Origin of the sequence: Blastococcus brunescens, assembly GCF_035320885.1 — a bacterium.
Taxonomy (GTDB): Bacteria; Actinomycetota; Actinomycetes; order Mycobacteriales; family Geodermatophilaceae; genus Blastococcus_B; species Blastococcus_B brunescens.
In genome coordinates this window covers 1,429,421-1,456,132 of record NZ_CP141261.1, presented here as the reverse complement: position 1 = coordinate 1,456,132, position 26,712 = coordinate 1,429,421, and the positions used below count along the sequence as shown (strand labels likewise).

Here is a 26,712-nt window from a genome sequence, read left to right as displayed (position 1 = left end):
AGTCTGCCGCGCCGGCCGACCGCGCGGCGGGCTGCCCGACCTCGCGGTCCCCCGCGGGGTCGGGGGCCGAACCGCGAGGTCGAGCGCTCACCGCTCCCGCGCGACCCGGAGCGCCGCGGCCACCAGCGGCACCTGGAGCGGCAGGCGCACCGCCGCGACCGTCAACGGCAGCGGCCTCCTCGGCACGACCCGGAACGTGTGCAGGTGCGCGGGCACGAACGCGACCAGCAGCGCCGCCGCCGCCCACCCGCCGGTCCGCCTGGTGACCGATCCCGCCAGCAGGGCGGCCGTACCCAGCTCGGCGAGGCCGCTGGCCGTCACCCAGGCGCGGGCGTCCCCGAGCTCCGGCGGCACCAGCCACTCGTAGGTCCGCGGACGCACCAGGTGCAGCACCCCGATCCACCGAGCAGTGCCGCCAACGCCGTCGCCCTGCCCGGTGTGCGCATGCGAGCACCGTAGGCTCGGCCCTCGTGCCCGCCGTCGACCTGGTCATCGCCGCGGCCGTCGCGTTCCTGGCCGGGGTGGTCAACTCGATCGCCGGTGGGGGCTCGCTCATCCTCTTCCCGACCCTGGTGGCGCTCGGCCTGCCCACGATCGCCGCGAACGTGACCAACTCGGTGGCCCAGTGGCCGGGCTACCTCGGCGGCGTCGCCGGGTTCCGCCGGGAGTACGTCGGCCAGCGCGGCCGGCTGCTCCGGTTCGGATCGGTCGCGCTCCTCGGCGGGACGGCGGGCAGCGTCCTGCTGCTCACCACGCCCTCGGACGCCTTCGACGTCGTCGTCCCCGTGCTGGTGCTGCTCGCCACGCTGCTGCTGGCCGTGCAGCCGGTGCTCACCCGCCGGCTGCAGGACGAGGAGGGCGCCCCGCGACGTGACCCCGCGTGGGTGTACCTGGCGCTCTTCGCCGCCACGGTCTACGGCGGCTACTTCGGCGGCGCCCTCGGCGTGATCCTCGTCGGCGTCCTGGGGATCGCGCTGCACCGGCTGAAGCTGGCCAACGCCCTCAAGTCGGCGCTGTCGGCGATCACCGCGACCGTGACGGTCGTCGTGTTCGGCCTCTTCGGGGACGTGCACTGGGACGTCGTCGCGGTCGCCGCACCGACCAGCCTGCTCGGCGGCTTCGTCGGCGCGCGCATCGCCACGCGCATCCCGGTCACTCCCTGCGCGTCTTGATCGTGCTGTTCGGCGTAGCGGTGTCGGTCTACCTGTTCGTCCAGATCTGAAACGGCCCGAGGCTGACCCCGAGGGGTGATCCGCCGTGACTGGCATTCACCCCGTCCCGCCCTCGGCCGATGTCCCCGCCATGGCTGGTCGCGCGCGCTCCCGGCTGCTGCCCGGTGCACCGCGGTGGCTGCTGGCACTCATCGCGTTCGTCGCCGTCCCCTCCTGGCTGCTGGCCACGTTGCGGGTGCTGGACCCGGAAGCCGTGGGAGGCATCAGCCCGCGCACCGACGTCCCGCTGCTCCTCGCCATGCACGTGCTGCTGCTCGGCCTGCTCTGGTGGCGGGCCCGCGCCGTGGCGAGCGAACGAGCGGTCTGGTACCGCCTGGCCCTCGGTGCAGCGGTCTTCGCCGTCATGATCTCGGCGTCGGTGGTCCTGGACCTGGTCCCGGCCACCCGAGCCGTGGCCCTGGCCCCGCTCTACTGGAGCGGCGCGGCCGTCTTCCCCTTCTGGTACGGCGCCCTGGTGCGCTGGAACCGCCACAGCACCAGCATCGCCGACCCCAACGACGTGCTGAACGGGCTCGCCGCGGTGCTCGCAGTCGTCGGCATCCTCAACCTGGTCCTGCCCCGTGGCGGCGGAGCGCTCGCGGAGCTGCCCTGGTGGGAGCTCCAGGCGGTCTTCGTCCAGCTCGCCGTCGGCTTCGTCCTCCTCGGCACGGCGCTGACCCTGCCATCCCTGGGCGGGATGGGCCGCGACCCGCGCACCTGGCTGGTGGCCGGCTCCCAGGCGCTCTGGGTCGTCAGCGGCATCGCGACATTCGCCGAGGGCGGTCACCGGTTCGGCTGGGGTCCGGCCGTCCACCCCCTCGTCATCCTCTGCCTGGCGACCGCGGCCACCCTCCGCTCGCGCCGGTCGGCGCCGCGGCCGGCCGATCCCGGCGCGGCCACGATCGGCGCCTTCGTCGTCATCCTGGCGTCGATCGGCATGCTGGTCGTCGGCGCGCTCATCGATGCCCCGGCGGTCGCCGTCTGGTGCGCCGGCCTCGCAGCCATCGGCTCCGGGGCGCGGATGGCCATCAACGTGCGCGAGCTCGCCCAGCTGGCGGTCACCCGGCGCGAGGCCCTGACCGACGAGCTGACCGGCCTCGCCAACCGCCGCGCGGTCCTGCGCCGGGTCGAGGAGCTGTGCGCCGAGCAGACCCCGTTGGCGCTCGCACTCCTCGACATGGACAAGTTCAAGGAGGTCAACGACGCTCTCGGCCACGCCACCGGCGACGACCTGCTGCGCATGGTGGCCACCCGGCTCGAGGCCGTGCTGCGTCCGGGCGACCTGCTCGGCCGCCTCGGTGGCGACGAGTTCGCCGTCGTCGCCCTGATGGATGCCGACGTCACGGTGCAGGACGCCGCCCGCGCCGTCGGCCGCCGGCTCCACGACCGGCTCGCCGAGCCGTTCGTCATCGGCGGGATGGCCATCCACGCGGCGGTCAGCGTCGGGGTCACGACGTCGACCAGCGATCCGGACGATCAGGGCCAGGCACCGACCCAGCTGCTGCGGGAGGCCGACGTCGCCATGTACGACGCGAAGCGGTCCGGCACCGGGGTGTCCCTCTACGACAGCTCCCGGCACGCCGACAGCAGCGGCCACCTGGCCCTCGTCGAGGAACTGCGCACGGCGATGTCGAGCGGTCAGCTGGTGCTGCACCACCAGCCGCAGCTGGACATCGCCACGGGTACCGCCGTGGGCGTCGAGGCCCTCGTCCGCTGGCAGCACCCGGTGCGCGGGCTGCTGTACCCGGGCGACTTCCTGCCGCTGGCGGAGGTGCACGGCCTCATGGGCACCCTCACCGAGGTGGTCCTCGCCCAGGCCGTCACCCAGGCCGCGGCATGGCACGCCGACGGGCTCGACCTCCCCGTCTCGGTCAACCTGTCCGCGAGCAACCTCCTGGACGCCGCCCTGCCCGGACGGGTGGCCGACCTGCTCGCCGACCGCGACCTGCCACCGGAGCTGCTCGTCCTCGAGGTCACCGAGAGCGTCCTGCTCACCGATCCCGACCGCAGCCTCGCCGTGGTCCGCGCGCTCGCCGACCTCGGCGTGACGGTCAGCATCGACGACTTCGGCACCGGCTACTCGTCCCTGGCCTACCTGCGCGACCTCCCGGTCAGCGAGCTCAAGCTCGACCGCTCCTTCACCGTCGACCTGCTCACCGACACCCGCACCGAGGCGATCGTGGCCAGCACGATCGCGCTCGCCCACCAGCTCGGCCTGCGCGTGGTCGCCGAAGGGGTGGAGGACGACGCGACGCTGCACCACCTGCGCTCGCTGGACTGCGACACCAGCCAGGGCTACCTGCACTCCCGCCCGCTGCCCGCCGACGAGGTGCGCACCTGGCTCGCCGGGCACAGCACCCCGCTGGCCACGGTCAGGGCCTGAGGGTCAGCCGCATCCTGATCCAGGGCTCGGGCCCCGGGTCGACTCCTTCGCCCACGTCCAGGTAGCCCAGGCGCCGGTACAGCGTGGCCGCCCGCGGGTTCGCCTGGGCCACGCCGAGCTCCACCACCCGGTGCCCGCTCATGGCGAGCTGCCGGTGGCCCTCGGTCAGCAGACCGGTCCCGATCCCCTGCCCGCGGTGCTCCGGGTGCACCTCCACCAGCCAGAGCCACGGGACCGTCCGGTCGCGCCACGGCGGGAGGTCCACCGCCAGCACGCCGACCAGCCCCTCCGCACCGCCCTCCGCGAGGACCAGCGACCGGCCGGCGCCGGCGGCCTCGGCTGCGGCGACGCCCGTCCGGGTCCCGTCGTCGAGCCAGTCCAGCGCCGCCACGTCGGCGGGAACGACCCGGCGGACGGTCATGTCAGCGCAGGTGCGCGGTGTCGTTCACCAGCCGGACGGAGCTGCGCCCGTCCGACGACCAGGCGACCGAGCACAGCGACGCCGCCTCCAGGAACACCCGGTGGACCACCTCGTCGCCGGCGCCCAGCGCGGCCGCCAGCATCAGCTTGATCGGGGTCACGTGGCTGACGACCAGCACGGTCCGGCCGGCGTGCTCGGCGAGGATCCGCCGGCGTGCCCGGGCGACCCGGCCGCTGACGTCGGCTATCGACTCGCCCTTCGGAGCGGGCACCGTGACGTCGTCGAGGAAGCGCCGGGCGGCGAGCGGGTGCCTGGCGCGGGCCTCGTCGAAGGTCAGGCCCTCGAGGTCGCCGAAGTCGAGCTCGACCAGGTCCTCGTCGAGGGTCACCGGCAGGCCCAGGGCGTGGCCGACGATCTCGGCGGTCTCCCGCGTGCGCCGCAACGGGGAGGCGAGCACGACCTCGATGCCGAGTCCCCTGGCCCGCTCCCCGGCCGCCTCCACCTCGGCGCGGCCGGTGCGGGACAGGGGCAGGTCGTTGCGGCCGCTGAACCGTCGCTCCGGGGTGTGCTCGGTCTGCCCGTGCCGCAGCAGGTGGGTGACCGTGGTGACGACGGGCGCCGGCTCCCCGCTCGGCTGGACGTCGTCCTCGAGGACGACGGCCTCCGCGGCCGGGTCGCGGTGCACCGGCTTGCCGTCCATCGCGCTGTTGGCCAGCGCGTCCGCAGCGCCGTTCTGCGCACGGGGCACCCACGTGTACCGGACGTCGCCCAGCTGCCGCGCGATCTTCTGGGCCTGCACGGCGAGCTGCTGCATGTCGGGGTGCTTGATCTTCCAGCGGCCCGACATCTGCTCGACCACCAGCTTGAGTCCATCCGGACCTCGACGCTCGCGGTGGGATCGAGGTCCAGCACCGCCTGCAGCCCGGCCACGAGACCGCCGTACTCGGCGACGTTGTTGGTGGCCCGCCCGACGGAGGCCGCGCGCTCGGCCAGCACCCGTCCGGTGTCGGCGTCGCGGACGAGCGCGCCGTAGCCGGCCGGGCCGGGGTTGCCCCGCGACCCGCCGTCCGCCTCGACGATCAGCCGGCGGGTCACTGCTCGACTCCGGTCTCGATCCGCTCCTCGGTCGCTAGCGCTCCCTGCGATGCTCCCTCGACCGTCGTTCTCGCGGAACTCACAGCCCCGACTCGGCGGTGCGCACCAGGATCCGGCCGCAGTTCTCGCACCGGACGACCTCGTGCGGGTCGGCGTTGCGGACGGCGGCCAGCTCGTTGCCGTAGAGCTCCAGCCGGCAGCCCTGGCAGGCCCTGGCCCGCAGCATCGCCGCGCCGGTGCTGCCGGTCGACGTGCGGATGCGGTCGTACAGCGACAGCAGCGGCGCGGAGATCACCGTCGCGACCTCCGCGCGCGCGGCCTCGTGCCGCTTCGTGCCGTCGGCGATGTCGGCCAGCGCGTCGTCACGCTGCTGCTCGGCCCGCTCGCGATCGGCGCGCGACTGCTCGTGGCCCTGCTGCGCGGTGCGCAGCGTGGTCTCGGCGTCCTCGAGGCGCTGCATGAGCTCGAGCTCCTGGTCCTCGAGGTCGGACTGGCGGCGTTTCAGCGACTCGAGCTCGTGCTGGAGGTTGGTCATCTCCTTGGGCGAGACGCTGCCGGACTCGAGCAGCCGCTGGTCCTTGGTCTCCCGGGCCCGCACCGTCTCCACGTCGGACTCCAGGCGCTTCACCTCGCGGCCCAGGTCGCGCACCTCGGTCTCGGCCCGGACGACGTCCGCGGACAGGGCCCGCTCGGCCTCCTCGGCGGCGGCCACGGCGGCGACCTCGGGGAGGTTCCGCTGCCGGTGGGCCAGCTGGGTGAGTGCGACGTCCTCAGCGGCAAGGTCCAGCAGCTTCTGCTGCTCGAAGTGGTCGGCCTTCACCCTGCCAACCTACCTGTGCACCTACCTGCCTCCGGCCCCCGTGCGGGGCCCCGTCCGGGCCGACAGGTCACGCGTGGACCTCGCTGACCCGTTCGGCCGGCCGCGCGAGCCGACCGGGAGGGTCACCGCACGGCGAGCTCGGCCTCCACCGCCGCGACCGCGTCCTCCGGCGCCGGCAACCCGCCCGAGGCCAGCACCGCACCGTCGACGATCAGCGAGGACACCGCGAGCCCGGACCGGACCGAGCGCCCGAGCGCCGCTCCCCGCAGGCCACGCCGGCGCCCGCCCCTGACCAGCTCCGGGAGAAGCCAGAGCCAGTTCGACGGCGAGACGATCTCGACCGCGACGTCACCGGGCAGCGCGGCGCGCAGGTGCCGGTACACCGGCCCGACGTCGTCGGCGGGGTCGTCCGGCCGTGGATGGCAGTGCGAGCCGCCCTCGTCGAACGGCCGCACGTCGCCGCTGCAGCAACCGCCGGAGGCGGACGCGGCGCGCGAGCCGCGCACGAGGACGACCCGCGACCTCACCGCCGATCGCCGTCCGACGGCCCGCCGAGCGGACGGTCGGACGTGGCCACGTCCGAGGTGGTCGCGTCCGTGTTCGCCTTCGCCACCGCGTCGGCGTCCCCGGCGTCGGTCGTCCCCACCAGGTCCCGCTCGCTGAACGCCTTCCGCAGCGACATGGCCGCCTCTGCCATGAGCCAGATCGCCAGGACGAAGATGATCGCGTCCAGCGGGGCCAGCACCCACTGGTCAGCCTCGATGAAGTTCCTGAGGTTGAGGATCAGCGCCCACGTGGTCATCACCAGCAGGAAGCCGAGCGGGATGAGGACGGCGATCGGGTTGCGGCCGCTCCGGGTGACCCAGACGGCGATGACCGAGAGCGCCAGGCCCGCGGTGAGCTGGTTCGTCGTCCCGAACAGCTGCCACAGGACGCCGAACGTGTACCCGGCCTCCCCTCGCCGGGGATCAGCGCCATGGCCAGCGGGATGACGACGGCGACGGTGGTGGCCACGCTCAGGTTGCGGGCCAGGACGCGGACCTTGATCAGCTCGCCGATCTCCTGGACGACGTAGCGCTGCAACCGGACTCCGGTGTCCATCGTGGTCGCCGCGAAGCTGATGACGACGACGGCGGCGAAGATCGTCGCCAGGTCGAGCGGGATCGCGAGGTTGTTGGCGAACTCCGCGGTGCCCCGCACGAAGTTGCCGACCGCGCCCCCGACGCCGTGGCGAAGTCGGGGTACAGCGCCTCCCAGTCCGCTCGGGAGGCGGCGACGCCTGCCGTCGCGGCCAGGACCGCGCCGGTGGCCAGCGAACCCTCGCCGACGGCGCCCATGTAGCCGACGTAGCGGGCGTCGGTCTCCTTGTCGAGCTGCTTGGAGGTCGTCCCCGAGGACACCAGGGAGTGGAAGCCGGAGATCGCTCCGCAGGCGATGGTGATGAACAGGAACGGGAAGAAGCTGGGCGATCCCTCGGGCACGTCGTTGATCACCGGCGCCTGGATCTGGTTCATGCCGACGATGACGCCGAGCCCGATCACGCCGAGGGCGATGAACAGCTGGTGGCTGTTGATGTAGTCGCGCGGCTGCAGCAGCACCCACACCGGGATGCGGGAGGCGATCCAGGTGTAGACGAAGAGCAGGACCACCCAGACGTTGCGGGTCTGCTCGACCCCGAGCGCGTCGGCCAGGCCGTCCAGCGAGATCGGGAAGGCGTTGCCGACGAGGATCAGCGCGTACAGCACGATCACGCCGACGATCGACGGGATGAGCGCCGACGAGCGCGTCCGGTAGATGTACATGCCGATGAAGATCGCCAGCGGGATCTCCAGCACGATCGGGATGACCGCGCCCGGGTTGGCGACGAAGAGGTTGCCGATGACGACGGCGAAGACCGCGTTCACCAGCGTCAGCAGGAAGAAGATGATGGCCAGGAAAAGCATCCGCGCCCGGCCGTTGATGACGTCACCGGCCAGCGTCCCGATGCTCTTGGCCTTGTGCCGCACGGACACCGCGAGAGCACCGAAGTCGTGCACCCCGGCGGCGAAGATGGTGCCCAGCACGATCCAGGTCAGCGCCGGGCCCCACCCCCAGAACACCGCGATGGCCGGGCCGACGATCGGGGCGGCGCCGGCGACCGAGGTGAAGTGGTGGCCGAAGAGGACGTGCTTGTTGGTCGGCACGAAGTCGTTGCCGTCGTTGAACTGGTGGGCCGGCGTGACGTACGCGGGGTCGAGCGCGTACACCTTCGTGGCCAGGTACGTGGAGTAGTAGCGGTAGCCGAGGAAGAACAGCACCCCGACCACTGCCGCAACGACGAAGGCGGGCACGGCGACTCCCAGGAACAAGGGCGGCTCCGTTGCCGCCGTCGGAGGGAGTAGACAACCAGGTGAATGAGGTCACAAGGGTGCGAGCCGCATTTCACGCTGCCGGTGTAGCCGAACTGTTATGGCGGACCGGGGGCGGACCGCCCGGCGCGATCGGCGTGGTGCCGCTCCTGCTCGGTGAGCGACCGGCCGTGGCCCTCCCGTGGGTGCACGCCGGCACCGCGCGCGCGGCCGCCGCTGCCGACGTCGCCGCGCTGGCGCTCTCCGACCCCCGGCTGACCGGGTCGGCCTGGGAGCCGCTCGCCGCCGTCGGGCGGTTCACGCTGCTCGAGGACGGCGACGGCAGCGTCTTCACCGAGTCACTGCTCGACCAGGAGCTGCGCAAGCACCCGCCGTCCCGGGCGCTCGCGGATTCGCACATGCTCCGCCGGGAGCACTGGTGGTACCTGCCGCGGCTGGTCCTGGTGCTCGACGTCGACCACGTCGCTCCCATCGGCCGGCGGGACGGTCCGGGCGACGTCGTCCTCGCCGTGGACGACGACGGGCTGCGCGTGTCGACGGTCCACGTCGCGGACTGGTCCGCCCCGGAGATCGGGCTGCAGGGGGCCCTTCCGGACGCCGCGGGGCCGGCCGTGCTCATCGGCCAGGAACTGTCGGTCCCCGACGTGGAGCGCTGGACGGTGCACACCACGACCGGCCGGTACGCCGACCGTCGTCTCTCCGACGTGCAGCCGGCCGCGAGCCGCGATCTGGAGCCGATACCGGGTCTCCTCACCCGGATCCGCCGTCAGCGCGCGCTCGAGCGGGGTGCGTGGCAGCGCTGCGAGCAGCCGGCCACGCGTAGCGGGATCAGCCCCCGCGTGCCACGTCCACGGATCGGTCCGCAACCGCGACACTGCCACCTCGACCTGCCCGGCCAGGTCGCTCCGCAGCACCTCGGCCGCCACCGGCAGCCAGGGCCACTCGGAGGCGTAGTGCGCGACGTCGCACAGCGCGGGGCCGGGGACCTCGCCGGCATCGGACACCGGGTGGTGCTTGAGGTCGCTGGTGAGCAGCACGTCGGCACCCGCTGCCGCTGCCGCGCCGAGCAGCGATCCCCCGCTGCCCCCGCAGACGGCGACCCGGCGGACGACCCGGTCGGGATCCCCGGCCGCGCGCACGCCGCCCACCGTCTCGGGGAGCACCTGCGCCACGAACGACGCGAAGGCCCTCAGTGTCGTCGGCTCCGGCAGGTCCCCCACGCGGCCCAGCCCGGCCCGCGGATCGTCGCCGGCGGGTTCCAGCGGCACGGCACCGGTCAGGCCCAGGAGGTCCGCGAGCGCCGCGTTCACCCCCGACCCCGGGGCCCGGTCGGCGTTGGTGTGCGCGACGAACAACGCGGCGCGGGCCCGGACGAGCCGGTGCACCACCCGGCCCTTGGGGTCGTCGGCGGGCACGCCGTGCACGGGGGTGAGCAGCAGCGGGTGATGGGTCACCAGCAGATCGGTGCCGGTGCCGATCACCTCGTCGACCACGGCGGTCGTGGGATCGACGGCGAACAGCACCCGCCCCACCGGCTCGTCGGGATCGCCGCACACCAGCCCGACGGCGTCCCAGCTCTCGGCCAGCGCGGGGTCGTACCGGGCATCGAGCGCGGCGATCACCTCGCGCAGGGGCACTGCCACGGCTCAGGACTGTAGGTGCCTCCCCGTCCCACGGCTCCGGGGGCGTCGGTGACAAGCTCTGGGCGTGAAGGACCGCGCGCCCCGGGAGCGCGTGCTGCGGGCACCCTCCTGGCTCGAGGAGCTGGTGCGCACCACACCGCCGCCGGTCCCCTGGCGCGACGTCGTCCGGTTCGCCGTCACCATCCCGGCCCCGCTCGCCGTGGCCGTCGCCGTGCAGGGCGGGGTCGAGGCGGGACCGGTCCTCGGGGCCGGCGTCTTCGCGACCACGGGTGCGCTCGCCGCCAGCCTCGCCCCGCAGTCCGGGCCCCTGCGCGACCGGTTGCGACGTACCGCCGCCGCGGTCGGATTCGGCGCCGTCGGGCTGGTGGTCGGGTCGTACGCCACGGGCGGCGGCTGGATGCCCGTGCTCCTGATCGCCGTCCTCTCGGCGGTGGCGGCGCTGATCAGCTCGGTCAATGCGGCCCTGTCCCTCGGGGCGTTGCAGCTGCTGATCTACACCGCCCTCTCCTCGGGGCTGGTCACACCGCTCTCGCTGCCCGTGGAGGTGGCCTTCTTCTTCGCCGGCGCCGCTTGGGCCACCGCCACGATCCTCGTCCAGGCCCGGACGGAGGCCCTCGATCCCGACCGGTCGTCGGTGGCCGCCGTCTTCCGCAGCGTCGCCGAGCTGCTCGAGGCCAGCGGCACCGACCGCTCGGACGACAGCCGCCGGGCCATGACCACCGCGCTCAACGCCGCCTACGACCGCGTCATCCGCAGCCGCAGCCACTCCGCCGGGCGGATCCAGGAGCTCTCCGAGCTGGCGGGCGTGCTGAACGCCGCCGCTCCGCTCGTGGAGGGCGCGGTCGCCGCCGCGCGCGCCGCCGTCCCGGCCGACCCGGACGACATCGCCGCCGTCCGGGCGCTGGCCGCGGCCCTCGAGGGCGACGGCGAGCTGACCGACGAGCGCCTGCCACCGCTGGAGGACGCGCCGCCCGGCCGGCGCGCGGTGCGGCACGGGGTGCGGCTGGTGTGGAACGTCGTCGGCGACCCCGAGGAGCGCGCCGGGGCCGCCGCCGAGCGTCCGGAGGTGGACCTCCGGACCCGGTTGCGCGAGCTGGCCGACCGGACGCTGGCCAGCACCGACAGCCGCGCCTTCGCCGTCCGGCTGGCGCTGTGCATGACGGTGGCCGAGATCGCCCGCCAGTACCTGCCGATCGAGCGCCCCTACTGGGTGCTGCTGACCGTGGCGATCGTCCTGAAACCCGACTTCGGGTCGGTGTTCACCCGCGCGGTCCAGCGCGGCGCCGGAACGCTGCTCGGGGTCCTCATCGGGTCGGTGCTGCTCGCCGTCCTCCCGCGCGACGCCTGGGTGCTGGTCGCCATGTCGGCCTCCGCGGCGCTGCTCCCCTGGGCCCGCAACGCCAACTTCGGCCTGTTCTCGGTGTTCCAGACGCCGGTGATCATCCTGCTGCTCGACCTCGCGCTTCCCGGCGGTCCCGGGGTGGTGGGTGCCCGGCTCACCGACACCCTCATCGGCTGCGCCATCGTGCTCGTCTTCGGCTACCTGCTGTGGCCCCAGACCTGGCGGGCACCTCTCGACGAGGCGCTGCGCGCCGCCGCCCTCGCGCTGGACGCCTTCGTCGAGGCCGCGTTCACCGGCAGCCCCGCCGACCGCCGTCGCGCGCGGCGGCGCAACTACCGCGCCCTCACCGAGCTGCAGACCCAGCTCCAGCGCCGGCTCGCCGAGCCCCCGCCGATCAGCAACCGCGCCGCCGCCTGGTGGCCGGTCATCGTCCAGCTCGAGCGGACGTCGGACGCCGTCACCGAGGCGGTCATCGCCCAGCGGATGGGCGAGCCGGCCCCTGACCTCGCCCAGGTCGCGGTGCTGCGGAAGGCCATCCGGCAGCTGGAGGAGGACGTCCGGGCCCACCGCGCACCCGACGACGCGGAGATCCACGCGGACGGCGTGCTGGGCCCCGTGGCCCGGGAGGTGGACACCGCGCGACGGCTCGTCCGGGAGAACGCCCCGGGACGCCGCAGCCCCTGAGTCGCGCTCCCGGTTGCGGGGTCCCGGGCGGAACCCTGGGATGGCGGGGTGCCCGAGGAGCTGCCGCCGTCCCTGCCCGCCCCGACCGGTCCACCGCCGCCCGCCTCCCGCGTCGTCGAGACCGACGACGGGGTGCTCCTGCACGTGGAGGTCGACGAGCCCGGTGCCGACGGGGGCACGACCGCTTCCCTCACCGTGGTCTTCTCGCACGGTTTCACCGCGCGCCTCGCCGAGTGGGAGCTCCAGCGGGCGGCGCTGCGCGGGCGGGCGCGACTGGTCCTCTGGGACCAGCGCGGCCACGGCCGGTCCGCGGCCACCCCCTGCCGGACGCGACGATCGACCGCACCGGCCGCGACCTCGGGCAGGTGCTCGACGCCGTCGTCCCCGCTGGGCCGGTGCTGCTGGTCGGCCACTCCATGGGCGGGATGAGCATCATGGCGCTGGCCCGTCAGCGCCCCGAGCTGTTCGGCACCCGCGTCGTGGGAGTCTTTCTCCTCGCCACCTCCGCCGGCGGACTGGTGGAGACCGGTGTCCTGGGCTGGGTGATCAAGGCCATCCGCGGGTTGCGGCTGCTCCCGGTCTACCTGCGGGTGCTGCAGCTGATCGCGCCCCTGCTCGAGCGGTTCCGGTGGCGCGGCAGCGCCTTCGGCCGGTGGTTCACCCGCCGGCTCCTGTTCGGCCGCGACGACGCCGACCCGGGCAGCGTCCGGCTGGTCCAGCAGCTGCTGGAGGAGACGCCGTACCCCGTGGTCATGGCCTTCTACGCGACGTTCCTGGACCACGACGAGACGGCGTCACTGGAGGTGCTGCGACGGGTGCCGGTCACCGTCGTCGCCGCGACCCACGACCGGCTCACCCCTGTCGACCACGGCCGCCGGCTGGCGGAGATCATCGGCGACGGCGCGGAGCTCGTCGTCGTCCAGGGCGCCGGGCACAGCGTCAACCTCACCCGTACCCGGATCGTCGATGACGCGTTGAACGCCCTGATGGACCGCGTGGCCACCGCCCGGAGAAAAGCCGGTTGACCGGGCTGCCCACGGGGCACGGCAGTGTGGCGACCGCCACAACGGCCATGTTGCAGTAACCCACAGACACGCATAACTTCAGCGGCCACCCGACGACGTGGAACGGCCCCGGTCCGAGAACCGCGACCAGGGGCGGCGAGGAGCAGAACGTGGACCGGATGAGCGCCCTCGATGCGGGCTTCTTCTACGCGGAGAGCGAGAACACCCCGATGCACGTGGGGTCGGTGGCCGTCTTCGACGGGCCGGCCCCCACCTACGGCGACGTCGTACGGCTGATCCTCAGCAAGCTGCCGAAGGTCCCGCGGTACCGGCAGCGCGTGCGCCCGGTGCCGATGCAGCTCGGCCGGCCGCTGTGGGTGGACGACCCGCACTTCCAGATCCTGTACCACGTGCGGCACACCGCGGTGCCGAAGCCGGGCAGCGACGAGCAGCTGCGCAATCTGGCCGGCCGCGTCCTCGGTCAGCGCCTGGACATGGCCAAGCCCCTCTGGGAGCTGTGGCTGGTCGAGGGCCTGGCCGACGACCGCTGGGCCCTGATCTCCAAGGTCCACCACTGCATGGTCGACGGCGTCGCCGGCACCGACCTGATGCAGCTCATGTTCGACCTCGACCCCGCGGCGACGCACGAGGCCGTGCAGGACTGGACGCCGCGACGCAGTCCCTCCACCGTCGAGATCATGGCTGCCTCGGTCACCGAGGGGCTGACCCACCCGGTGCAGCAGCTGGCCAACGCCCCCACCATCGGCAGTCCGGTCCGCGTGGTCAAGGATCTGGCGGCGACGGGGAAGACGCTGGCCCAGACGGTGCCCTCCATCGCCAAGCAGGCAGTCACGCCCACGGCCAGGTCGCTCAACGGCCCGATCGGCCCGCACCGGCGCTGGGCCTGGACCGAGGGCAGGTTCGAGGAGTTCAAGGCCGTCCGGACGGCGTTCGGCGGCACCGTCAACGACGTCGTCCTCACGGCCATCACCAGCGGGTTCCGTGACCTGCTCAAGGCCCGGGGCGAGCTGTCGTCGGAGAAGCTCGTCGTCCGGTCGATGGTGCCGGTGTCGGTCCGCCGGGCGGACCAGAAGGGCAGCCTGAACAACCAGGTCTCGGCGGTCTTCGTCGACCTGCCGGTCGGGCTGTCCGATCCGATCGACCGGCTCGCCGCCATCCGCGGGCAGATGGACGAGTACAAGCGCGCCATGCAGGCGGTGGACGCCAACTCGATCATCGCGATGGGCAACTTCGTCGCGCCGACGCTGCTGTCCATGGGCGTGCGGGCCGCGCTCCAGGCCGGCCAGATGTGGTGCCAGGCGGTGACCACGAACGTGCCCGGCCCGCGCGTCCCGCTCTACGTCCTCGGCAAGCGCATGGTCAGCGCGACCGCGTACGTGCCGATCGCCGGCGGCACCCGGTGCTCGATCGGGATCTTCTCCTACCTGAACACGATGACCTTCGGGATCAACGCCGACTTCGACGGCTACCCCGACGTCGACGTCCTCTCCGGCGGCATCCGTCGCGGCATCGAGCAGCTCCTCACCCTGGCGAAGAAGCACACGGAGCAGGAGATCGCCGACGAGGCGGACGCCGACGCGGCGAGGGAACAGGCCGGGCCGGCGCCGCGGAAGGCTGCTGCCAGGACCACCGCGAAGAAGGCTCCGGCCCCGTCCAAGCGGCCCGCCAGGAAGACGACGTCGGCAGCCGCCCGATGACCCCTGCGAAGCGACGCGGCGCCGGTGCTCTCGGTACGGGGCCGCGGGGGCTCGAGGACACCGGTGACACCGACCGCGAGCTCACCGTCGCCGTCACCGGGCCGACCGGCACGTTCGGCGCCGGCCTGGTCCCGCTGCTCCAGGACGACGACCGCATCGGCCGGGTGATCGGCATCGCCCGGCGTCCCTTCGACCCGGCCGAGCGCGGCTGGACGAAGATGGAGTACCGGCAGGGCGACGTCCGCGACGCCGCAGCACTGGAGGCGGCGTTCGACGGCGTCGACGTCGTCGTGCACCTGGCGTTCCTGATCACCGGCAACGCCTCGCGGGAGACGACCCGTTCGATCAACGTGGACGGCACCCTGAACGCCTTCCGCGCCGCGGCCGCGGCCGGCGCCCAGCGGTTCGTCTACGCCTCGTCGGTCGCCGCGTACGGCTTCCACGCCGACAACCCGGAGCGGATCGACGAGGAGTGGCCCACCCGGCCCGCCTCGCGCCTGTTCTACGCGCAGGAGAAGGCCGAGCTCGAGGAGCTGCTCGGCGAGGAGGCCCGCGCGCATCCCGACCTCGCACTCTTCCTGCTGCGCCCCCGGTCGTGCTCGGGCCGAACGTCATCGGTGGCAAGGACGTGCTGCCAGGACCGCTGGCACCGCTGGGCCGGCAGCTGTTCGGCCGGCCCCGGCGGCTCCCCGTCCCCGTGCCGGTGTTCGTCCCCGAGCTCCCGGTGCAGTTCATCCACGAGGAGGACGTCGGCCGGGCGCTGGTGCAGTGCATCGTCGGGGCCGGTCCGCCCGGGGCCTACAACATCGCGGGCGAGGGGTCCTGACCGCGACGGACGTGGCGCGGGAGTTCGGCGCCCTGCCGATCCCCCTGCCGGCCGCGCCCGCCCAGGCGGCGGCCCGCGCGTTCTCCCGGCTGCCCTTCCTGCCCCCGCCGCGGAATGGGTCGAGGCGGCCAGCCGGCCCGCGATCATGGACACCACGAAGGCCCGGGAGAAGCTGGGCTGGCGACCGCGGTACAGCGGCCTGGAGGCCCTCCGGGACACCCTGGACGGCTGATCCGCGGGTGGTCCCGTCAGGCGGTCGCGCGTGTCTCGGCCGTCTCGTCGAGCCAGCTCGCGACCACCTCGGCGAGGCGGTCGGGCACCTGGAGCTGCGGCACGTGCCCGATCCCGGGCAGCTCGAGGTAGGTCCATGCCGGGTGTCGCAGCGCGGCCTGGCGCGCCGCGGCCACGGGGACGAGCCGGTCCTGGTCGCCGTGCACGAGCAGGACGGGCACCCGGATCGACGCCATCGCCCGGCGCAGCAGGCGCGGGTCGAGCAGCAGCAGGAGCAGCGAGCGCGCCGCGGTGAGGAAGGCCCGGTCCATCCCGGCGACGTCCTGGCGCTGGTCCACCAGCTCGATCGAGCGGTCGATGAGGCGGGGCGGCACGTCGTCCTCCGCCAGCCCGCAGAGGGCGAGGGTGTCGAGGACGGTGGCCCGCGCACCGCGCCGGCGGCGCCGCGCCGCGAGGAAGCGCTCTCCCACACCGGGAACGGCGAACATGGCGAAGTTGGCCGCGACCCGGGCGTCGAGCTTCTGCCGGGGGCCGGGCACCGCCGGGTCCACGAGCACCAGCCCGGTCACCGTCTCCGGTCGACGGGAGGCCTGCAGGATGGAGATCATCCCGCCCATCGAGTTGCCCACCAGCACGGCCGGCGTCCCGGCGACCTCCCGCAGGAACCGGTCGAGCACCGTGACGTTGTTCTGCACGGTCGCCAACCGGTGCCCGGGCTCGCTCAGACCGAAGCCCGGCAGGTCGACGGCGAGGATGCGGGCGTGCTCGCGCAGCAGCGGCGCGAACAGGTCCCAGTTGAGGTGCGAGCCGCCCAGCCCGTGCACGAGGACGACCGTGGGGGCCTCGTCAGGACCGCCGAAGTCGACGTAGTGGACGGGACCGCCCAGGTCCACGGTCCTGCTCTGCCCGTCCTGCGCGCGCTGCTCGGTCACCCGTGCATCCTCCCCGGCCCGTTGCGCGATTCCCGCAGGGTGACCTGTCCGTCATTCGCCCGCGACCCACCTGCCTCATGGGGCGCCCATTATCAGCGGAACGTGAACGGCTGATATGACCCAGGACACATTTAGGCAACATGTGCCCGCACTTCGTCTCGACGGAGTGTGAGCCAGGCCCCATCTTGGTAGTCGTCGGTACCAATGGCGGTCGGCACCAGGAGGACGACAGTGGCAGCACAGCACGACGACGGGCCCGCACTCCCGCTCTACCTCACCGAGCCCGGGCGCGCCGTCGGCGACTACGGCCTGTACCTCGCCGCCAAGCCACTGATGTCCCGCCTCCCCACGGCGACGGCCACCCCGTCCTCGTCCTGCCGGGCCTGCTCGCCGACGACATGTCGACCCGTGCGCTGCGGGCGGTGCTGCGGAAGCTCGGGTACGACGCGCACGGCTGGGGGCTCGGCCGCAACATCGGCCCGACCGCCAACTGCGTGAAGGGCACCCGCGACCTGCTCGACCACCTCAGCGACAAGCACCAGCGGCCCGTCTCGCTCATCGGCTGGAGCCTGGGCGGCATCTTCGCCCGCGACCTCGCCCGCCGATCCCCCGAGTCGGTGCGCCAGGTGGTCACCCTGGGCAGCCCCTTCCGCCTGGCTCGGCACAGCCAGAGCCGGGCGACGAAGGTCTTCGACCGCTTCTCGCACCTGCATGTCGAGCACCGCACCCTGCCGCTGGAGTCGGAGAACACGCCGCTGACCGTGCCGGCCACGTCGATCTACTCGCACTACGACGGGATCGTGCACTGGCAGACCTGCCTGGACACGCCCGGCGAGCGCTGTGAGAACATCGCCGTCATGGCCAGCCACCTGGGCCTGGGGCACCACCCCGCCTCGATCTGGGCGGTCGCGGACCGGCTGGCCCAGCGTGAGGGCGAGTGGAAGAAGTTCCGGGCGCCGCTGTTCCTGCGTCCCGCGTTCCCGAAGCCCGCGACGCCCACCGCGGCCGATCCGGTCGCCGCGCACGACACCGCCGCCTGAGGACGGACCACCTCCTCCCCGCCCCTGGCACGCGCGGGGCGGTGCGCTGGAGGGGGCCGACGGCCGTGGACGACCCGCGACTACCGTGAGGGCCATGCCGCTGATCTCGCACTGGGGCGGCCCCCGCCACGGTGAGGTCGACGAGGTGCCCGCAGAGCAGCTCGCGTCCTCCGTCCTCGTCTACGACGGTCCCCGCTGGTTCGGCGTCTACGAGCGCTTCGAGCCCCGGCAGCTCCAGGACACCTCCCGCGGTCCCGCGGAGGTCTGGGTCGTCCGCGAGTAGCGGCGCCGGACGAAACGCCGATCGACGGCTCTCACGGCGTCGATGCGGAGTGGGCGCGGCAGGGATCGAACCTGCGACCGCTCGCTTGTAAGGCGAGAGCTCTCCCGCTGAGCTACGCGCCCCGCGCGCCCAAGGTACGCACCCCGGGCGGCGAGTTCAGGCGGCGAGCGCGCCGATGGCGTCCTTCCAGCCCGACTGCTCGCGGACGTCGCCGGGCGAGTTGACCTCGGCGAAGGCGACCTTCCCGTCGGCGTCGACCAGGAAGGTCGCGCGCAGGGCCATGCCGGCCTTCTCGTTGAACGCGCCGTAGGCCTGTGCGGTGGCGCCGTGCGGCCAGAAGTCCGACAGCAGCGGGAAGTCGAAGCCCTCCTTCTCGCGGAACGCCTTGAGGCTGAAGACCGGGTCGGTGCTGATCGCCAGCACCCGGACGCCCGCATCGGTGTAGACCGACAGCTCGTCGCGCAGCTGGCAGAGCTCTCCGGTGCACAGACCGGAGAAGGCGAAGGGGTAGAAGACGAGCAGGGCCGGCGCCCCGCGCAGCTCGGCGAGGGAGACGACCTGCTTGTCCTGGTCGGGGAGGCTGAACTCGGGCGCGACGTCACCGACGGAGAGGCTCATGCCCCCGATCGTGCCGCACGCATGGCGAGGGCCTGGAACGGCCCCTCGTCCGGCCCCGTCCAGAGGCTCGTCCCGAGCCTGGTGACGGGCTGGAACGGCCCCTCGCAGGGGCCCGCGCCCCGGCCCCGTCCAGAGGCTCGTCCCGAGCCTGCGAGGGATGAGGAGGACGGGGTCCTTCGACTTCGTCAGCGTCGGGAGCGGGCGGCCTTCGGGGTGACCAGCCGGATGCCCGACCAGTCCTTGGCCGCGGAGATGCTGCTCGTCTGCGAGAGGCCGGCCGTGGGCGCGACCTCGGTGACGTCACCGGGCTCCACGTGGCCGGGGCGGCCGGACTTGGGCACCAGCAACCAGACGACGCCCTCGTCGGCCAGCGAGGTGATCGCGTCGGTCAGCGCGTCGAAGAGGTCACCGTCGTCCTCCCGCCACCAGAGCACGACGACGTCGGCCACCTCGTCGGTGTCCTCGTCGACCATCTCGCCGCCGGAGACCTCGATGATCGCGTCGCGCAGGTCCTCGTCGGCGTCCTCGTCCCACCCGAGCTCCTGCACGACCATGCCCGGCTTGATGCCCAGCCGGGCCGCCATGCCGGTGCTGTCGACGCTCATCCCTGCTGATCCTCCATGGAGTGGTCTGCTGCTGGCCGTTCGTGGGATGGATGGTGCCCTGTCACGGCGCCGAACGCGCGCGGACGCGTCACGGTCACCGGTTCCCGCGATCCGGAAGAAGAAAAATGCTGTGCAGCCGCGGATACGCCGCGGCTCCAGCGGGGTCGTCGGAAGGAGTGGCGCACGAAACGGACACGACCGGCGGGTGGTTTCCCCGCTGCCTGGTCATGTCACCCCTCTCGCTCTCCGACGTCGGCCGCCCGGAACGACTCCGGGCAGCGGTGCGGAAGTCGTTGCGTCCGAGCCACCGCTGGCGGAAGCGTAGGGCATGACACGGCTGACGCAAGCCGCCCGTGCTGGACCGGCACCCGTGGCGGACGATCAGCCCAGGACGCGCGACTCGGCACACAACCCGCGGGTAGGCGTGACGATCATGGGCCTGACGGGAGACGATGGACGCATGAGCGCACCGCAGCAGTCGGACGGCGACCCCGCCCGCGACGCAGGCACGCCCCGCGCGGTCATCACCGACGGGCTGCCGAGCCAACTCCCCGACACCGATCCCGACGAGACCCAGGAGTGGCTGGACTCCCTCGACGCCGTCGTCGACAACGCCGGCCGTGAACGCGCCCGGTACGTGATGCTCCGGCTGCTCGAGCGCAGCCGGGAGCAGCAGGTCGGCGTCCCCGCCCTGCGCAGCACCGACTACATCAACACCATCGCGCCCTCGCGCGAGCCGTGGTTCCCCGGTGACGAGCACGCCGAACGGCGTATCCGCGCCTACATCCGCTGGAACGCCGCGATCATGGTGCACCGCGCGCAGCGGCCCGGGATCGCCGTCGGCGGGCACATCTCCTCCTACGCCAGCTCCGCCTCCTCTACGAGGTCGGCTTCAACCACTTCTTCCGCGGCAAGGACCACCCCGGCGGCGGCGACCAGATCTGGTTCCAGGGGCACGCCTCCCCGGCATCTACGCGCGCGCCTTCCTCGAGGGCCGGCTGTCGGAGGACCAGCTCGACGGCTTCCGGCAGGAGGTCAGCCACCCCGGTGGCGGACTGTCCTCCTACCCCCACCCGCGGCTCATGCCGGACTTCTGGGAGTTCCCCACCGTCTCGATGGGCCTGGGCCCGCTCAACGCGATCTACCAGGCCCGGTTCAACCGCTACCTGCACGACCGCGGCTTCAAGGACACCTCCGACCAGCACGTCTGGGCCTTCCTGGGCGACGGCGAGATGGACGAGCCGGAGTCGCTGGGCGCGATCGGCATCGCCGCCCGCGAGGAGCTGGACAACCTCACCTTCGTCATCAACTGCAACCTGCAGCGGCTGGACGGCCCGGTGCGCGGCAACGGCAAGATCATCCAGGAGATGGAGTCGTTCTTCCGGGGCGCGGGCTGGAACGTCATCAAGGTCATCTGGGGCCGCGAGTGGGACGCCCTGCTCTCCGCCGACCGTGACGGCGCCCTGGTCAACCTGATGAACCAGACGCCGGACGGTGACTACCAGACCTACAAGGCCGAGGACGGCGCCTTCGTCCGCGAGCACTTCTTCGGCCGCGACCCGCGCACCCGCAAGCTCGTCGAGAACATGAGCGACAAGGAGATCTGGGGCCTCTCCCGCGGCGGGCACGACTACCGCAAGGTCTACGCGGCGTTCAAGGCGGCGCAGGAGCACAAGGGCCAGCCCACGGTCATCCTCGCCAAGACCATCAAGGGCTGGACGCTGGGCAGCCACTTCGAGGGCCGCAACTCCACGCACCAGATGAAGAAGCTGACCGCCGAGGACCTCAAGCTCTTCCGCGACCGGCTCTACCTCGACATCCCCGACTCGGCGCTGGACAAGACGCTGCCGCCCTACTTCAAGCCGGATCCGAAGTCCGACGAGATGCAGTACATGCTCGAGCGCCGCAACCAGCTCGGCGGCGCGGTGCCACGCCGCCGGGCGGAGGCCAAGTCGCTCAAGGCCCCCGACGACAAGGCGCTGGAGGTCCTGCGCAAGGGATCGGGCAAGCAGGAGGTGGCGACGACGATGGCGTTCGTCCGCCTGCTGAAGGAGCTGCTCAAGGACAAGGAGCTCGGCCCGCGCTTCGTGCCGATCATCCCCGACGAGGCCCGCACCTTCGGCCTGGATTCGCTCTTCTCGTCGCACAAGATCTACAACCCGGCGGGACAGCGGTACACGTCGGTCGACCGCGAGCTGATGCTGGCCTACAAGGAGTCCGAGCAGGGCGTCATCCTGCACGAGGGCATCAACGAGGCCGGCTCCACCGCGTCGTTCACCGCTGTCGGCAGCTCGTACGCCACGCACGGCGAGCCGATGATCCCGATCTACATCTTCTACTCGATGTTCGGGTTCCAGCGGACCGGTGACGGCTTCTGGGCGGCCGCCGACCAGATGACCCGCGGGTTCATCCTGGGCGCCACCGCCGGGCGGACGACGCTCAACGGTGAGGGGCTCCAGCACGAGGACGGGCACTCGCTGCTGCTCGCCCACACCAACCCCGCGGTGGTGTCCTACGACCCGGCGTTCTCCTTCGAGGTCGCCCACATCACTCGGGACGCCATCGTCCGGATGTACGGCGACGACCCGGGCGCCCCGCTCGGCGGGCACCGCGCACCCGACGTCATGTACTACCTGACGGTCTACAACGAGCCGTTCGTCCAGCCGGCCGAGCCGGAGGACCTCGACGTCCGAGGGCTGCTCGCCGGCATGTACCGCTACGCCGAGGGGCCGCGGACCGAGGGGCCGAAGGCCCAGGTCCCGCCTCCGGCGTGGCCGTGCCGTGGGCGCTGCGGGCGCAGGAGCTGCTGGCGAACGACTGGAACGTCTCCGCGGACGTGTGGTCGGTGACGTCCTGGGGCGAGCTGCGCCGGCAGGCCGACGAGGTCACCGAGCACAACCTCCTGCACCCCGAGGAGGAGCCGCAGATCCCCTACGTCACCTCGCGGCTGCAGGACGCCGACGGTCCCGTCGTCGCCGTCTCGGACTGGATGCGTGCGGTGCCCGACCTCATCGCGCCGTACGCACCGCACGGGCTGTACTCGCTCGGCACGGACGGATTCGGCCTGTCCGACACCCGCCCGGCCCTGCGCCGGCACTTCCACGTCGACGCCGAGTCCATCGTCGTCCGCACGCTGGCGTCGCTGGCCGACTGGGGACAGCTCGACCGGTCGGTGGTCGTCGACGCGGTGCAGAAGTACCAGGTCCGCGAGGTGCAGGCCGCTCCGGCCGACGACCGCTCGGACCCGAGCCCGGCGACCTGAGCCAGGGGCCGGGACCGTGGTGACCACGGTCCCGGCGCCGTGGTCGGTCGTCCCGACGGGGCACGGGTCCAGCCGCTCCACGCGACCTCCAGCCGCGCCGTGACGCGGCTGGAGGTCAGGAGAGGGGCTCCAGCCGGCCGGACGGGCCGAGCCGGGAATGGTCGCCGGCCTCGACCGGTACGCCGGCTACCGCCGCGCGCTCCAGGCCGGAGGCCGGACCCCGATCCGGCGCTCGTCGCCGAGGCGCCCTGCGCGCGGCCGGCCGACGCGTCCCCGACGACGTCGCCGTGGTCGGTTTCGACGACGACGCGGCCGCGCAGACCTGCGACCCGCCGCTCACGACCGTGGCGCAGCCGCTCGGCGACATGAGCGCGCTGTTGCTGGAGCTCCTGCTGCACCGGATCGACGCCCCCGACGCCGAGGTCGAGACCCGCGTCTGCGACACCCGCCTGGTCGTCCGCGACTCTGCCTAGCAGGGAGGAGGAGTCATCCGGCGAGCGCGCGCAGCGCCATCGCCGCGTACAGCGCCGCCCCGGCCGGCAGCGGCTCCTCGTCGAAGACCACCAGGTTCGAGTGGTTGGCCGGCGCAGTGGCGGGATCCAACCCCGGCGGGCAGGCCCCGAGCCAGGCCATGGCGCCCGGAACCTCCTGCAGCACGTAGGAGAAGTCCTCGGCCCCCATGAGCGGAGCGGGCGACAGGGTGCTCGCCCGCTCCCCGAGCAGCTCGCGGGACACCTGCAGGACCATGGCCGCCGCGCCCGGGTCGTTGACCGTCACCGGGTAGCCCTCCTCGTGCTGGAAGTCGACGTCCAGGCCGTGCGCCGCACCGATGTGCGTGGCCACCCGCCGGACCGAAGCCACGACGTCGGCCCGCCGTTCGGCCGACAGCGTGCGGATCGTCCCCTCCAGGAAGGCGGTGTCGGGGATGACGTTGTTGGTGGAGCCCGCCCTGATGTGCGCGACCGTCACCACCGCGGGGTCGAAGACGTCGACCCGCCGGGTCACCATCGACTGCAGGGCCAGCACGATCTCGGCGGCAACCGGGATCGGGTCGGCGGCAGCGGACGGGTCGGAGGCGTGCCCGCCGCGGCCCTGCACCGTCATCGTCCACTGGTCGGCTGCGGCCATCATGGGCCCGGGACGGACGTTGACCGTGCCGCTGGGCAGCGTCGAGCCGATGTGCAACGCGAACGCCCCGCTGACCGGCGCCTCGGGAACGACGTCCAGCAACCCCTCCTGGAGCATGTAGCGGGCGCCGTGGAAGCCCTCCTCCCCGGCTGCACCATGAAGACGACCTGCCCGGCCAGCTCGTCCCGGCGCTCGGACAGCAGCCGCGCGGCGCCGAGCAGCATCGCCACGTGCGTGTCGTGCCCGCAGGCGTGCATGGCGCCGGGGTGCTCGGAGGCGAACGGCAGTCCGGTGTCCTCGTGCACCGGCAGCCCGTCCATGTCGCCGCGCAGCAGGTACGTGGGCCCGGGGCGAGCGCCGCGGAGCACCGCCACCACCGAGCTGGTCGACGTCCCCGTCGTGATCTCGACCGGGAGGTCGGCGAGAGCCTCGAGCACGAGCTCCTGGGTGCGCGGCAGGTGCAGGCCCACCTCGGGACAGCGGTGCAGCCGACGGCGCAGGTCGATGGTGCGATCGGCGTCGTCATAGGCGGCGGAGAGCAACGAGGAGACCCCTCGCCCCCGCCGAGGCAGCCGGTTCCATGCTCACGACTCTGCCCACGCGGGGCGGGTCGTGTCCAGTTGCCAGACGAGCAGCGCACCAGGCCCCGCCACCGTCCGGCCCGTCTGCTGCTCGACGACGACGCCGTCCCGGCTCCGCAGGACGAGGAGTCCGGCTGGCACCGCGACCTCCTCCCCGGGCGCCGCGCGGCCCACCCAGAGGCGGGCGTCCGGCCGGGCGAGGTCCACCCAGCCCGACGCCGCACGATGCACCGCGTGGCCCGGAACGGCGCCCGGATCGGCGCTGCGCAGGTAGCACTGCAGCACCCGGGCACCGTCGGCCCCGGCGACCTCGTCGTGCTCGAGCCCGGCACCCGCGCGCAGCACCGCGACGTCGCCGGCGGCCACCTCCGCGCCTGCCTCCCAGCGGTGCCGCAGCGACCCTGCGAGGACGATCGCCACGACGTCGACCGCCCGGTGCTCGTGCCGGCCGTAGCCCGCGTGCGGGTCCAGCCGGTCATCGGCCACCCGCAGCAGCGGACCGAGCGACCCGTCCTCCGGGGCCAGCACGACGCGCTGGACGAGCCCGCTCACCGCAGCGCCGCCCGCCCACCGGGGAGGGCGCCGAACAGCAGCGCCGTCCCCAGCGTCCACGCCAGCCCGAACGACCATCCGCCGACGACGTCGGAGAGGTAGTGCACGCCGAGCCACATGCGGGTCAGCCCCACCAGCAGCACGAGGGCCACCCCTCCGGCGAGCGCGCGGCGCCGGGCACTGCTGCCGAGCAGCGGCCAGGCGAGCACCAGGGCGACGACGACGAGCGCCGCGATGCCCGACGAGTGGCCGCTCGGGAAGCTCAGGGTCTCGTACCGCGCTCCCCTCCTCGAACGCCGGGCGGATCCGTCCGACGTACTCCTTCAGCAGCGTCGTCAGCGGCGCCACGAGGACGACGGCGGTGAGGACCCACCCCGTCGTCCACCACAGCCGCTGCAGGACCAGCCAGACGAGGACCGGGAGGAAGACGACGATCCGGACCCACGACAGGCCGGGCGCCGTCAGCACCTCGAGCAGCCCGTCCCAGGCGGCCGCCCGGTCGTCGCCGGCGTAGAGCGCCTCGCTGACGACCGCATCCAGGCGCAGCTGCGCCCCGAATCCGCTGCGCACGCCGGCGCCGACCAGCGCGAGGAGCACCAGGCACCCGGCGACCACACCGACGGTGAGCGGCGCCGTGCGCGGGGCACGCGTCCGGGTGAGGACGGAGCTGCCGTCCGGGGAACCTCCACCGCCCCACTCTCCCCGACGGTGTGCACCGTGACACGCTGACCGGGTGAGGAGCCGGGTGAACCACCGCCCGCCGACCGAGGCGACGATCCGTCGGCTGGAGCGTTCCTCCGGCGCGCTCGCGACCCGCGCGGTGGCGCGGATGGACGACCAGCTCTCCTGGTTCCGGGCGATGCCCGCCGACCGCCGGTCCTGGGTGACGCTCGTGGCCCAGCGGGGATCTCCTCCCTGGTGGAGTGGTGCCGCGACCCCGGGCGCCCGCCGCGGCTCACCGGGGACGTGTTCGGCGCGGCGCCGCGGGAACTGGTCCGCGTCGTGGCGCTCAAGCAGACCGTCGACCTGATCCAGGTGGTCGTCGACGTCCTGGAGGACCATGTCGCCTCGGTCGCCGAGCCGGGGGACGAGGACGCCCTGCACCTCGCCGTCCTGCAGTTCAGCCGCGAGGTCGCCTTCGCCACCGCGCAGGTGTACGCCAGCTTCGCCGAGAGCCGCGGCGCCTGGGACGCCCGGTTGGAGGCGCTGGTCGTGGACGCCCTCGTCCGCGGGGAGCGGTCCGAGGAGCTCTCCGGACGGGCCGCTGCGCTGGGCTGGGCGACGAGCACGCCCGTCGTCGTCCTCGTCGGCTCGACCCCGACCGGCGTGGAGGACCCGCACGCCGCGGTCCGCCGCACCGCCCGGTCGCTGGGCACCGAGGTCCTGGTCGGGGTCCACGCCGAGCAGCTGGTCGTCGTCCTGGGCCGGCCCGACGACCTCGTCGACGTCGCGGAACGGGTCAGCGACGAGTTCGGCAAGGGTCCGGTGGTCACCGGGCCGGTGGTGGACGGCCTCGGCCGGGCCGGTGAGTCCGCGGCCGCCGCCCTCGCCGGGCTGCGGGCCGCGCGTGCCTGGCCCGAGGCACCCCGTCCCGTGGCCGCCGACGCGCTGCTGGCCGAGCGGGCACTGGACGGCGACCCCTGGCCCGCGCGGCGCTCCACGAGCGGGTCGCCGCACCGCGCGGGCCGCGGGCGGCGAGGTGCTGGAGACGGTGCGTGCGGTGCTCAACAGCGGCGGGAACCTGGAGGCCAGTGCGCGCGCGATCTTCGTGCACCCGAACACCGTGCGCTACCGCCTCAAGCGGGCCGCGGAGATCACCGGCGTCTCGCCCACCGACCCCCGCGGCAGCTGGACCCTGCAGGTGGCGCTGGCACTGGCGGAACTGGATCGGGACCGCTCGCTCTGGCACTGATGAGTGCATTTCCCACGACTCCCCGTCGCGAAGGGGCCGTGACGGAGCGGCAAACTTGTCGGGTTCCCACAAA

General features: G+C 73.3%; 25 protein-coding genes, 1 tRNA gene and 3 pseudogenes. 14 read left to right on the top strand and 15 right to left on the bottom strand.

Annotated elements, in window-relative coordinates; translation table 11 throughout:
- Positions 1-87 precede the first annotated feature (87 nt).
- Positions 88-393 carry a DoxX family protein gene (locus tag U6N30_RS09685; RefSeq protein ID WP_324277121.1) on the bottom strand — a complete coding sequence of 102 codons (306 nt, stop codon included), beginning with the start codon at positions 391-393 and terminating at the stop codon, positions 88-90.
- Positions 394-470: 77 nt separating this feature from the next.
- Between U6N30_RS09685 and U6N30_RS09680 the strand changes: the two genes are divergently transcribed.
- A complete protein-coding gene (locus U6N30_RS09680; RefSeq protein ID WP_324277120.1) occupies positions 471-1,172 on the top strand; it encodes a sulfite exporter TauE/SafE family protein in 702 nt (233 codons plus the stop codon).
- 130 nt (positions 1,173-1,302) lie between these two features.
- Positions 1,303-3,594, top strand: coding sequence for a putative bifunctional diguanylate cyclase/phosphodiesterase (locus U6N30_RS09675; protein WP_324277119.1), 2,292 nt, complete (start codon positions 1,303-1,305; stop codon positions 3,592-3,594).
- Here U6N30_RS09675 and U6N30_RS09670 read toward each other — a convergent pair.
- From U6N30_RS09670 to U6N30_RS09635, 8 genes and pseudogenes are all read right to left on the bottom strand, one after another.
- Positions 3,584-4,015 carry a GNAT family N-acetyltransferase gene (locus U6N30_RS09670; RefSeq protein ID WP_324277118.1) on the bottom strand — a complete coding sequence of 144 codons (432 nt, stop codon included), beginning with the start codon at positions 4,013-4,015 and terminating at the stop codon, positions 3,584-3,586. The genes U6N30_RS09675 and U6N30_RS09670 overlap by 11 nt on opposite strands.
- A gap of 1 nt (position 4,016) precedes the next feature.
- Positions 4,017-5,110 (bottom strand): annotated as a pseudogene (locus U6N30_RS09665) (bifunctional RNase H/acid phosphatase).
- Between the two features lie 79 nt (positions 5,111-5,189).
- Positions 5,190-5,930, bottom strand: coding sequence for a zinc ribbon domain-containing protein (locus U6N30_RS09660; protein WP_324277117.1), 741 nt, complete (start codon positions 5,928-5,930; stop codon positions 5,190-5,192).
- A gap of 122 nt (positions 5,931-6,052) precedes the next feature.
- Entirely contained in the window at positions 6,053-6,457 is a 405-nt protein-coding gene (locus U6N30_RS09655) for a hypothetical protein (protein WP_324277116.1), read from the bottom strand.
- A complete protein-coding gene (locus tag U6N30_RS09650; RefSeq protein ID WP_324278224.1) occupies positions 6,454-6,819 on the bottom strand; it encodes a hypothetical protein in 366 nt (121 codons plus the stop codon). The genes U6N30_RS09655 and U6N30_RS09650 overlap by 4 nt, the downstream gene beginning before the upstream one ends.
- Positions 6,732-7,094 (bottom strand): carbon starvation CstA family protein, encoded by a 363-nt coding sequence (locus U6N30_RS09645; RefSeq protein ID WP_422678102.1) that lies wholly within the window; start codon positions 7,092-7,094, stop codon positions 6,732-6,734. Before U6N30_RS09645 ends, U6N30_RS09650 begins: the two co-directional genes overlap by 88 nt.
- The gene (locus tag U6N30_RS09640) at positions 6,977-8,260 is read right to left on the bottom strand and encodes a carbon starvation CstA family protein (RefSeq protein ID WP_324277114.1); all 1,284 of its coding nucleotides are present in this window, start codon (positions 8,258-8,260) and stop codon (positions 6,977-6,979) included. The genes U6N30_RS09645 and U6N30_RS09640 overlap by 118 nt, the downstream gene beginning before the upstream one ends.
- A 356-nt stretch (positions 8,261-8,616) precedes the next feature.
- Positions 8,617-9,921 carry a Nif3-like dinuclear metal center hexameric protein gene (locus U6N30_RS09635; protein ID WP_324277113.1) on the bottom strand — a complete coding sequence of 435 codons (1,305 nt, stop codon included), beginning with the start codon at positions 9,919-9,921 and terminating at the stop codon, positions 8,617-8,619.
- A 64-nt stretch (positions 9,922-9,985) separates the two neighbouring features.
- Here U6N30_RS09635 and U6N30_RS09630 point away from each other — a divergent pair, with 64 nt between their 5' ends.
- The 5 genes from U6N30_RS09630 (at position 9,986) to U6N30_RS09610 (ending at position 15,727) form a co-directional block, all read left to right on the top strand.
- On the top strand, positions 9,986-11,947 hold the full coding sequence (locus U6N30_RS09630) for an FUSC family protein (protein ID WP_324277112.1): 1,962 nt from the start codon (positions 9,986-9,988) through the stop codon (positions 11,945-11,947).
- Between the two features lie 48 nt (positions 11,948-11,995).
- The gene (locus U6N30_RS09625; protein ID WP_324277111.1) at positions 11,996-12,376 is read left to right on the top strand and encodes an alpha/beta fold hydrolase; all 381 of its coding nucleotides are present in this window, start codon (positions 11,996-11,998) and stop codon (positions 12,374-12,376) included.
- A complete protein-coding gene (locus U6N30_RS09620) occupies positions 12,313-12,972 on the top strand; it encodes an alpha/beta fold hydrolase (RefSeq protein WP_324277110.1) in 660 nt (219 codons plus the stop codon). Before U6N30_RS09625 ends, U6N30_RS09620 begins: the two co-directional genes overlap by 64 nt.
- A gap of 158 nt (positions 12,973-13,130) precedes the next feature.
- A complete protein-coding gene (locus U6N30_RS09615; RefSeq protein ID WP_324277109.1) occupies positions 13,131-14,669 on the top strand; it encodes a WS/DGAT/MGAT family O-acyltransferase in 1,539 nt (512 codons plus the stop codon).
- Positions 14,666-15,727 (top strand): NAD-dependent epimerase/dehydratase family protein, encoded by a 1,062-nt coding sequence (locus U6N30_RS09610; protein ID WP_324277108.1) that lies wholly within the window; start codon positions 14,666-14,668, stop codon positions 15,725-15,727. Before U6N30_RS09615 ends, U6N30_RS09610 begins: the two co-directional genes overlap by 4 nt.
- A gap of 16 nt (positions 15,728-15,743) precedes the next feature.
- On the opposite strand, the gene U6N30_RS09605 is transcribed toward U6N30_RS09610, so the two are convergent.
- Entirely contained in the window at positions 15,744-16,658 is a 915-nt protein-coding gene (locus U6N30_RS09605; RefSeq protein ID WP_324277107.1) for an alpha/beta fold hydrolase, read from the bottom strand.
- Positions 16,659-17,056: 398 nt separating this feature from the next.
- Between U6N30_RS09605 and U6N30_RS09600 the strand changes: the two genes are divergently transcribed.
- Both U6N30_RS09600 and U6N30_RS09595 read left to right on the top strand, forming a co-directional pair.
- On the top strand, positions 17,057-17,698 hold the full coding sequence (locus tag U6N30_RS09600; RefSeq protein ID WP_324277106.1) for an alpha/beta hydrolase: 642 nt from the start codon (positions 17,057-17,059) through the stop codon (positions 17,696-17,698).
- Positions 17,699-17,792: 94 nt separating this feature from the next.
- Positions 17,793-17,981 carry a hypothetical protein gene (locus tag U6N30_RS09595; RefSeq protein ID WP_324277105.1) on the top strand — a complete coding sequence of 63 codons (189 nt, stop codon included), beginning with the start codon at positions 17,793-17,795 and terminating at the stop codon, positions 17,979-17,981.
- A 50-nt stretch (positions 17,982-18,031) separates the two neighbouring features.
- Here the strand turns inward: U6N30_RS09595 and U6N30_RS09590 are convergent.
- From U6N30_RS09590 to U6N30_RS09580, 3 genes are all read right to left on the bottom strand, one after another.
- Positions 18,032-18,103, bottom strand: a tRNA-Val gene (locus U6N30_RS09590).
- A gap of 34 nt (positions 18,104-18,137) precedes the next feature.
- The gene (locus U6N30_RS09585) at positions 18,138-18,599 is read right to left on the bottom strand and encodes a peroxiredoxin (protein WP_324277104.1); all 462 of its coding nucleotides are present in this window, start codon (positions 18,597-18,599) and stop codon (positions 18,138-18,140) included.
- A gap of 185 nt (positions 18,600-18,784) precedes the next feature.
- Complete coding sequence (locus tag U6N30_RS09580) at positions 18,785-19,204, bottom strand: DUF3052 domain-containing protein (RefSeq protein WP_116452339.1); 420 nt, start codon at positions 19,202-19,204, stop codon at positions 18,785-18,787.
- Positions 19,205-19,953: 749 nt separating this feature from the next.
- On the opposite strand from U6N30_RS09580, the gene aceE reads away from it, so the two are divergent.
- The 3 genes from aceE (at position 19,954) to U6N30_RS09570 (ending at position 22,939) form a co-directional block, all read left to right on the top strand.
- On the top strand, positions 19,954-22,053 hold the full coding sequence (aceE, locus tag U6N30_RS09575) for a pyruvate dehydrogenase (acetyl-transferring), homodimeric type (protein WP_422678057.1): 2,100 nt from the start codon (positions 19,954-19,956) through the stop codon (positions 22,051-22,053).
- Positions 21,975-22,466 (top strand): transketolase-like TK C-terminal-containing protein, encoded by a 492-nt coding sequence (locus U6N30_RS33665; RefSeq protein WP_422678056.1) that lies wholly within the window; start codon positions 21,975-21,977, stop codon positions 22,464-22,466. The genes aceE and U6N30_RS33665 overlap by 79 nt, the downstream gene beginning before the upstream one ends.
- A gap of 287 nt (positions 22,467-22,753) precedes the next feature.
- Entirely contained in the window at positions 22,754-22,939 is a 186-nt protein-coding gene (locus U6N30_RS09570; RefSeq protein ID WP_324277103.1) for a substrate-binding domain-containing protein, read from the top strand.
- 13 nt (positions 22,940-22,952) lie between these two features.
- On the opposite strand, the pseudogene U6N30_RS09565 reads toward U6N30_RS09570, so the two are convergent.
- Both U6N30_RS09565 and U6N30_RS09560 read right to left on the bottom strand, forming a co-directional pair.
- Positions 22,953-23,914, bottom strand: a pseudogene (locus U6N30_RS09565) (M20 metallopeptidase family protein).
- 264 nt (positions 23,915-24,178) lie between these two features.
- Complete coding sequence (locus U6N30_RS09560) at positions 24,179-24,805, bottom strand: pirin family protein (protein ID WP_324278223.1); 627 nt, start codon at positions 24,803-24,805, stop codon at positions 24,179-24,181.
- 840 nt (positions 24,806-25,645) lie between these two features.
- Between U6N30_RS09560 and U6N30_RS09550 the strand changes: the two are divergent.
- Together U6N30_RS09550 and U6N30_RS09545 are read left to right on the top strand one after the other, a co-directional pair.
- Positions 25,646-26,230: pseudogene (locus U6N30_RS09550) on the top strand (PucR family transcriptional regulator); the annotation flags it as partial.
- A 217-nt stretch (positions 26,231-26,447) separates the two neighbouring features.
- Positions 26,448-26,639, top strand: a complete 192-nt coding sequence (locus tag U6N30_RS09545) for a helix-turn-helix domain-containing protein (RefSeq protein WP_324277102.1) — start codon at positions 26,448-26,450, stop codon at positions 26,637-26,639.
- Positions 26,640-26,712: the final 73 nt, after the last annotated feature.

Bases quoted from the DNA above. Each gene is read 5' to 3' on its own strand.
- U6N30_RS09675 (WP_324277119.1), top strand. From the start codon at position 1,303: ATGGCTGGTCGCGCGCGCTCCCGGCTGCTGCCCGGTGCACCGCGGTGG.
- U6N30_RS09615 (WP_324277109.1), top strand. From the start codon at position 13,131: ATGAGCGCCCTCGATGCGGGCTTCTTCTACGCGGAGAGCGAGAACACC.
- U6N30_RS09560 (WP_324278223.1), bottom strand. From the start codon at position 24,805: ATGGTCGTTCGGGCTGGCGTGGACGCTGGGGACGGCGCTGCTGTTCGG.
- U6N30_RS09610 (WP_324277108.1), top strand. From the start codon at position 14,666: ATGACCCCTGCGAAGCGACGCGGCGCCGGTGCTCTCGGTACGGGGCCG.
- U6N30_RS09585 (WP_324277104.1), bottom strand. From the start codon at position 18,599: ATGAGCCTCTCCGTCGGTGACGTCGCGCCCGAGTTCAGCCTCCCCGAC.
- U6N30_RS09595 (WP_324277105.1), top strand. From the start codon at position 17,793: ATGCCGCTGATCTCGCACTGGGGCGGCCCCCGCCACGGTGAGGTCGAC.
- U6N30_RS09600 (WP_324277106.1), top strand. From the start codon at position 17,057: ATGTCGACCCGTGCGCTGCGGGCGGTGCTGCGGAAGCTCGGGTACGAC.
- U6N30_RS09580 (WP_116452339.1), bottom strand. From the start codon at position 19,204: ATGAGCGTCGACAGCACCGGCATGGCGGCCCGGCTGGGCATCAAGCCG.
- U6N30_RS09670 (WP_324277118.1), bottom strand. From the start codon at position 4,015: ATGACCGTCCGCCGGGTCGTTCCCGCCGACGTGGCGGCGCTGGACTGG.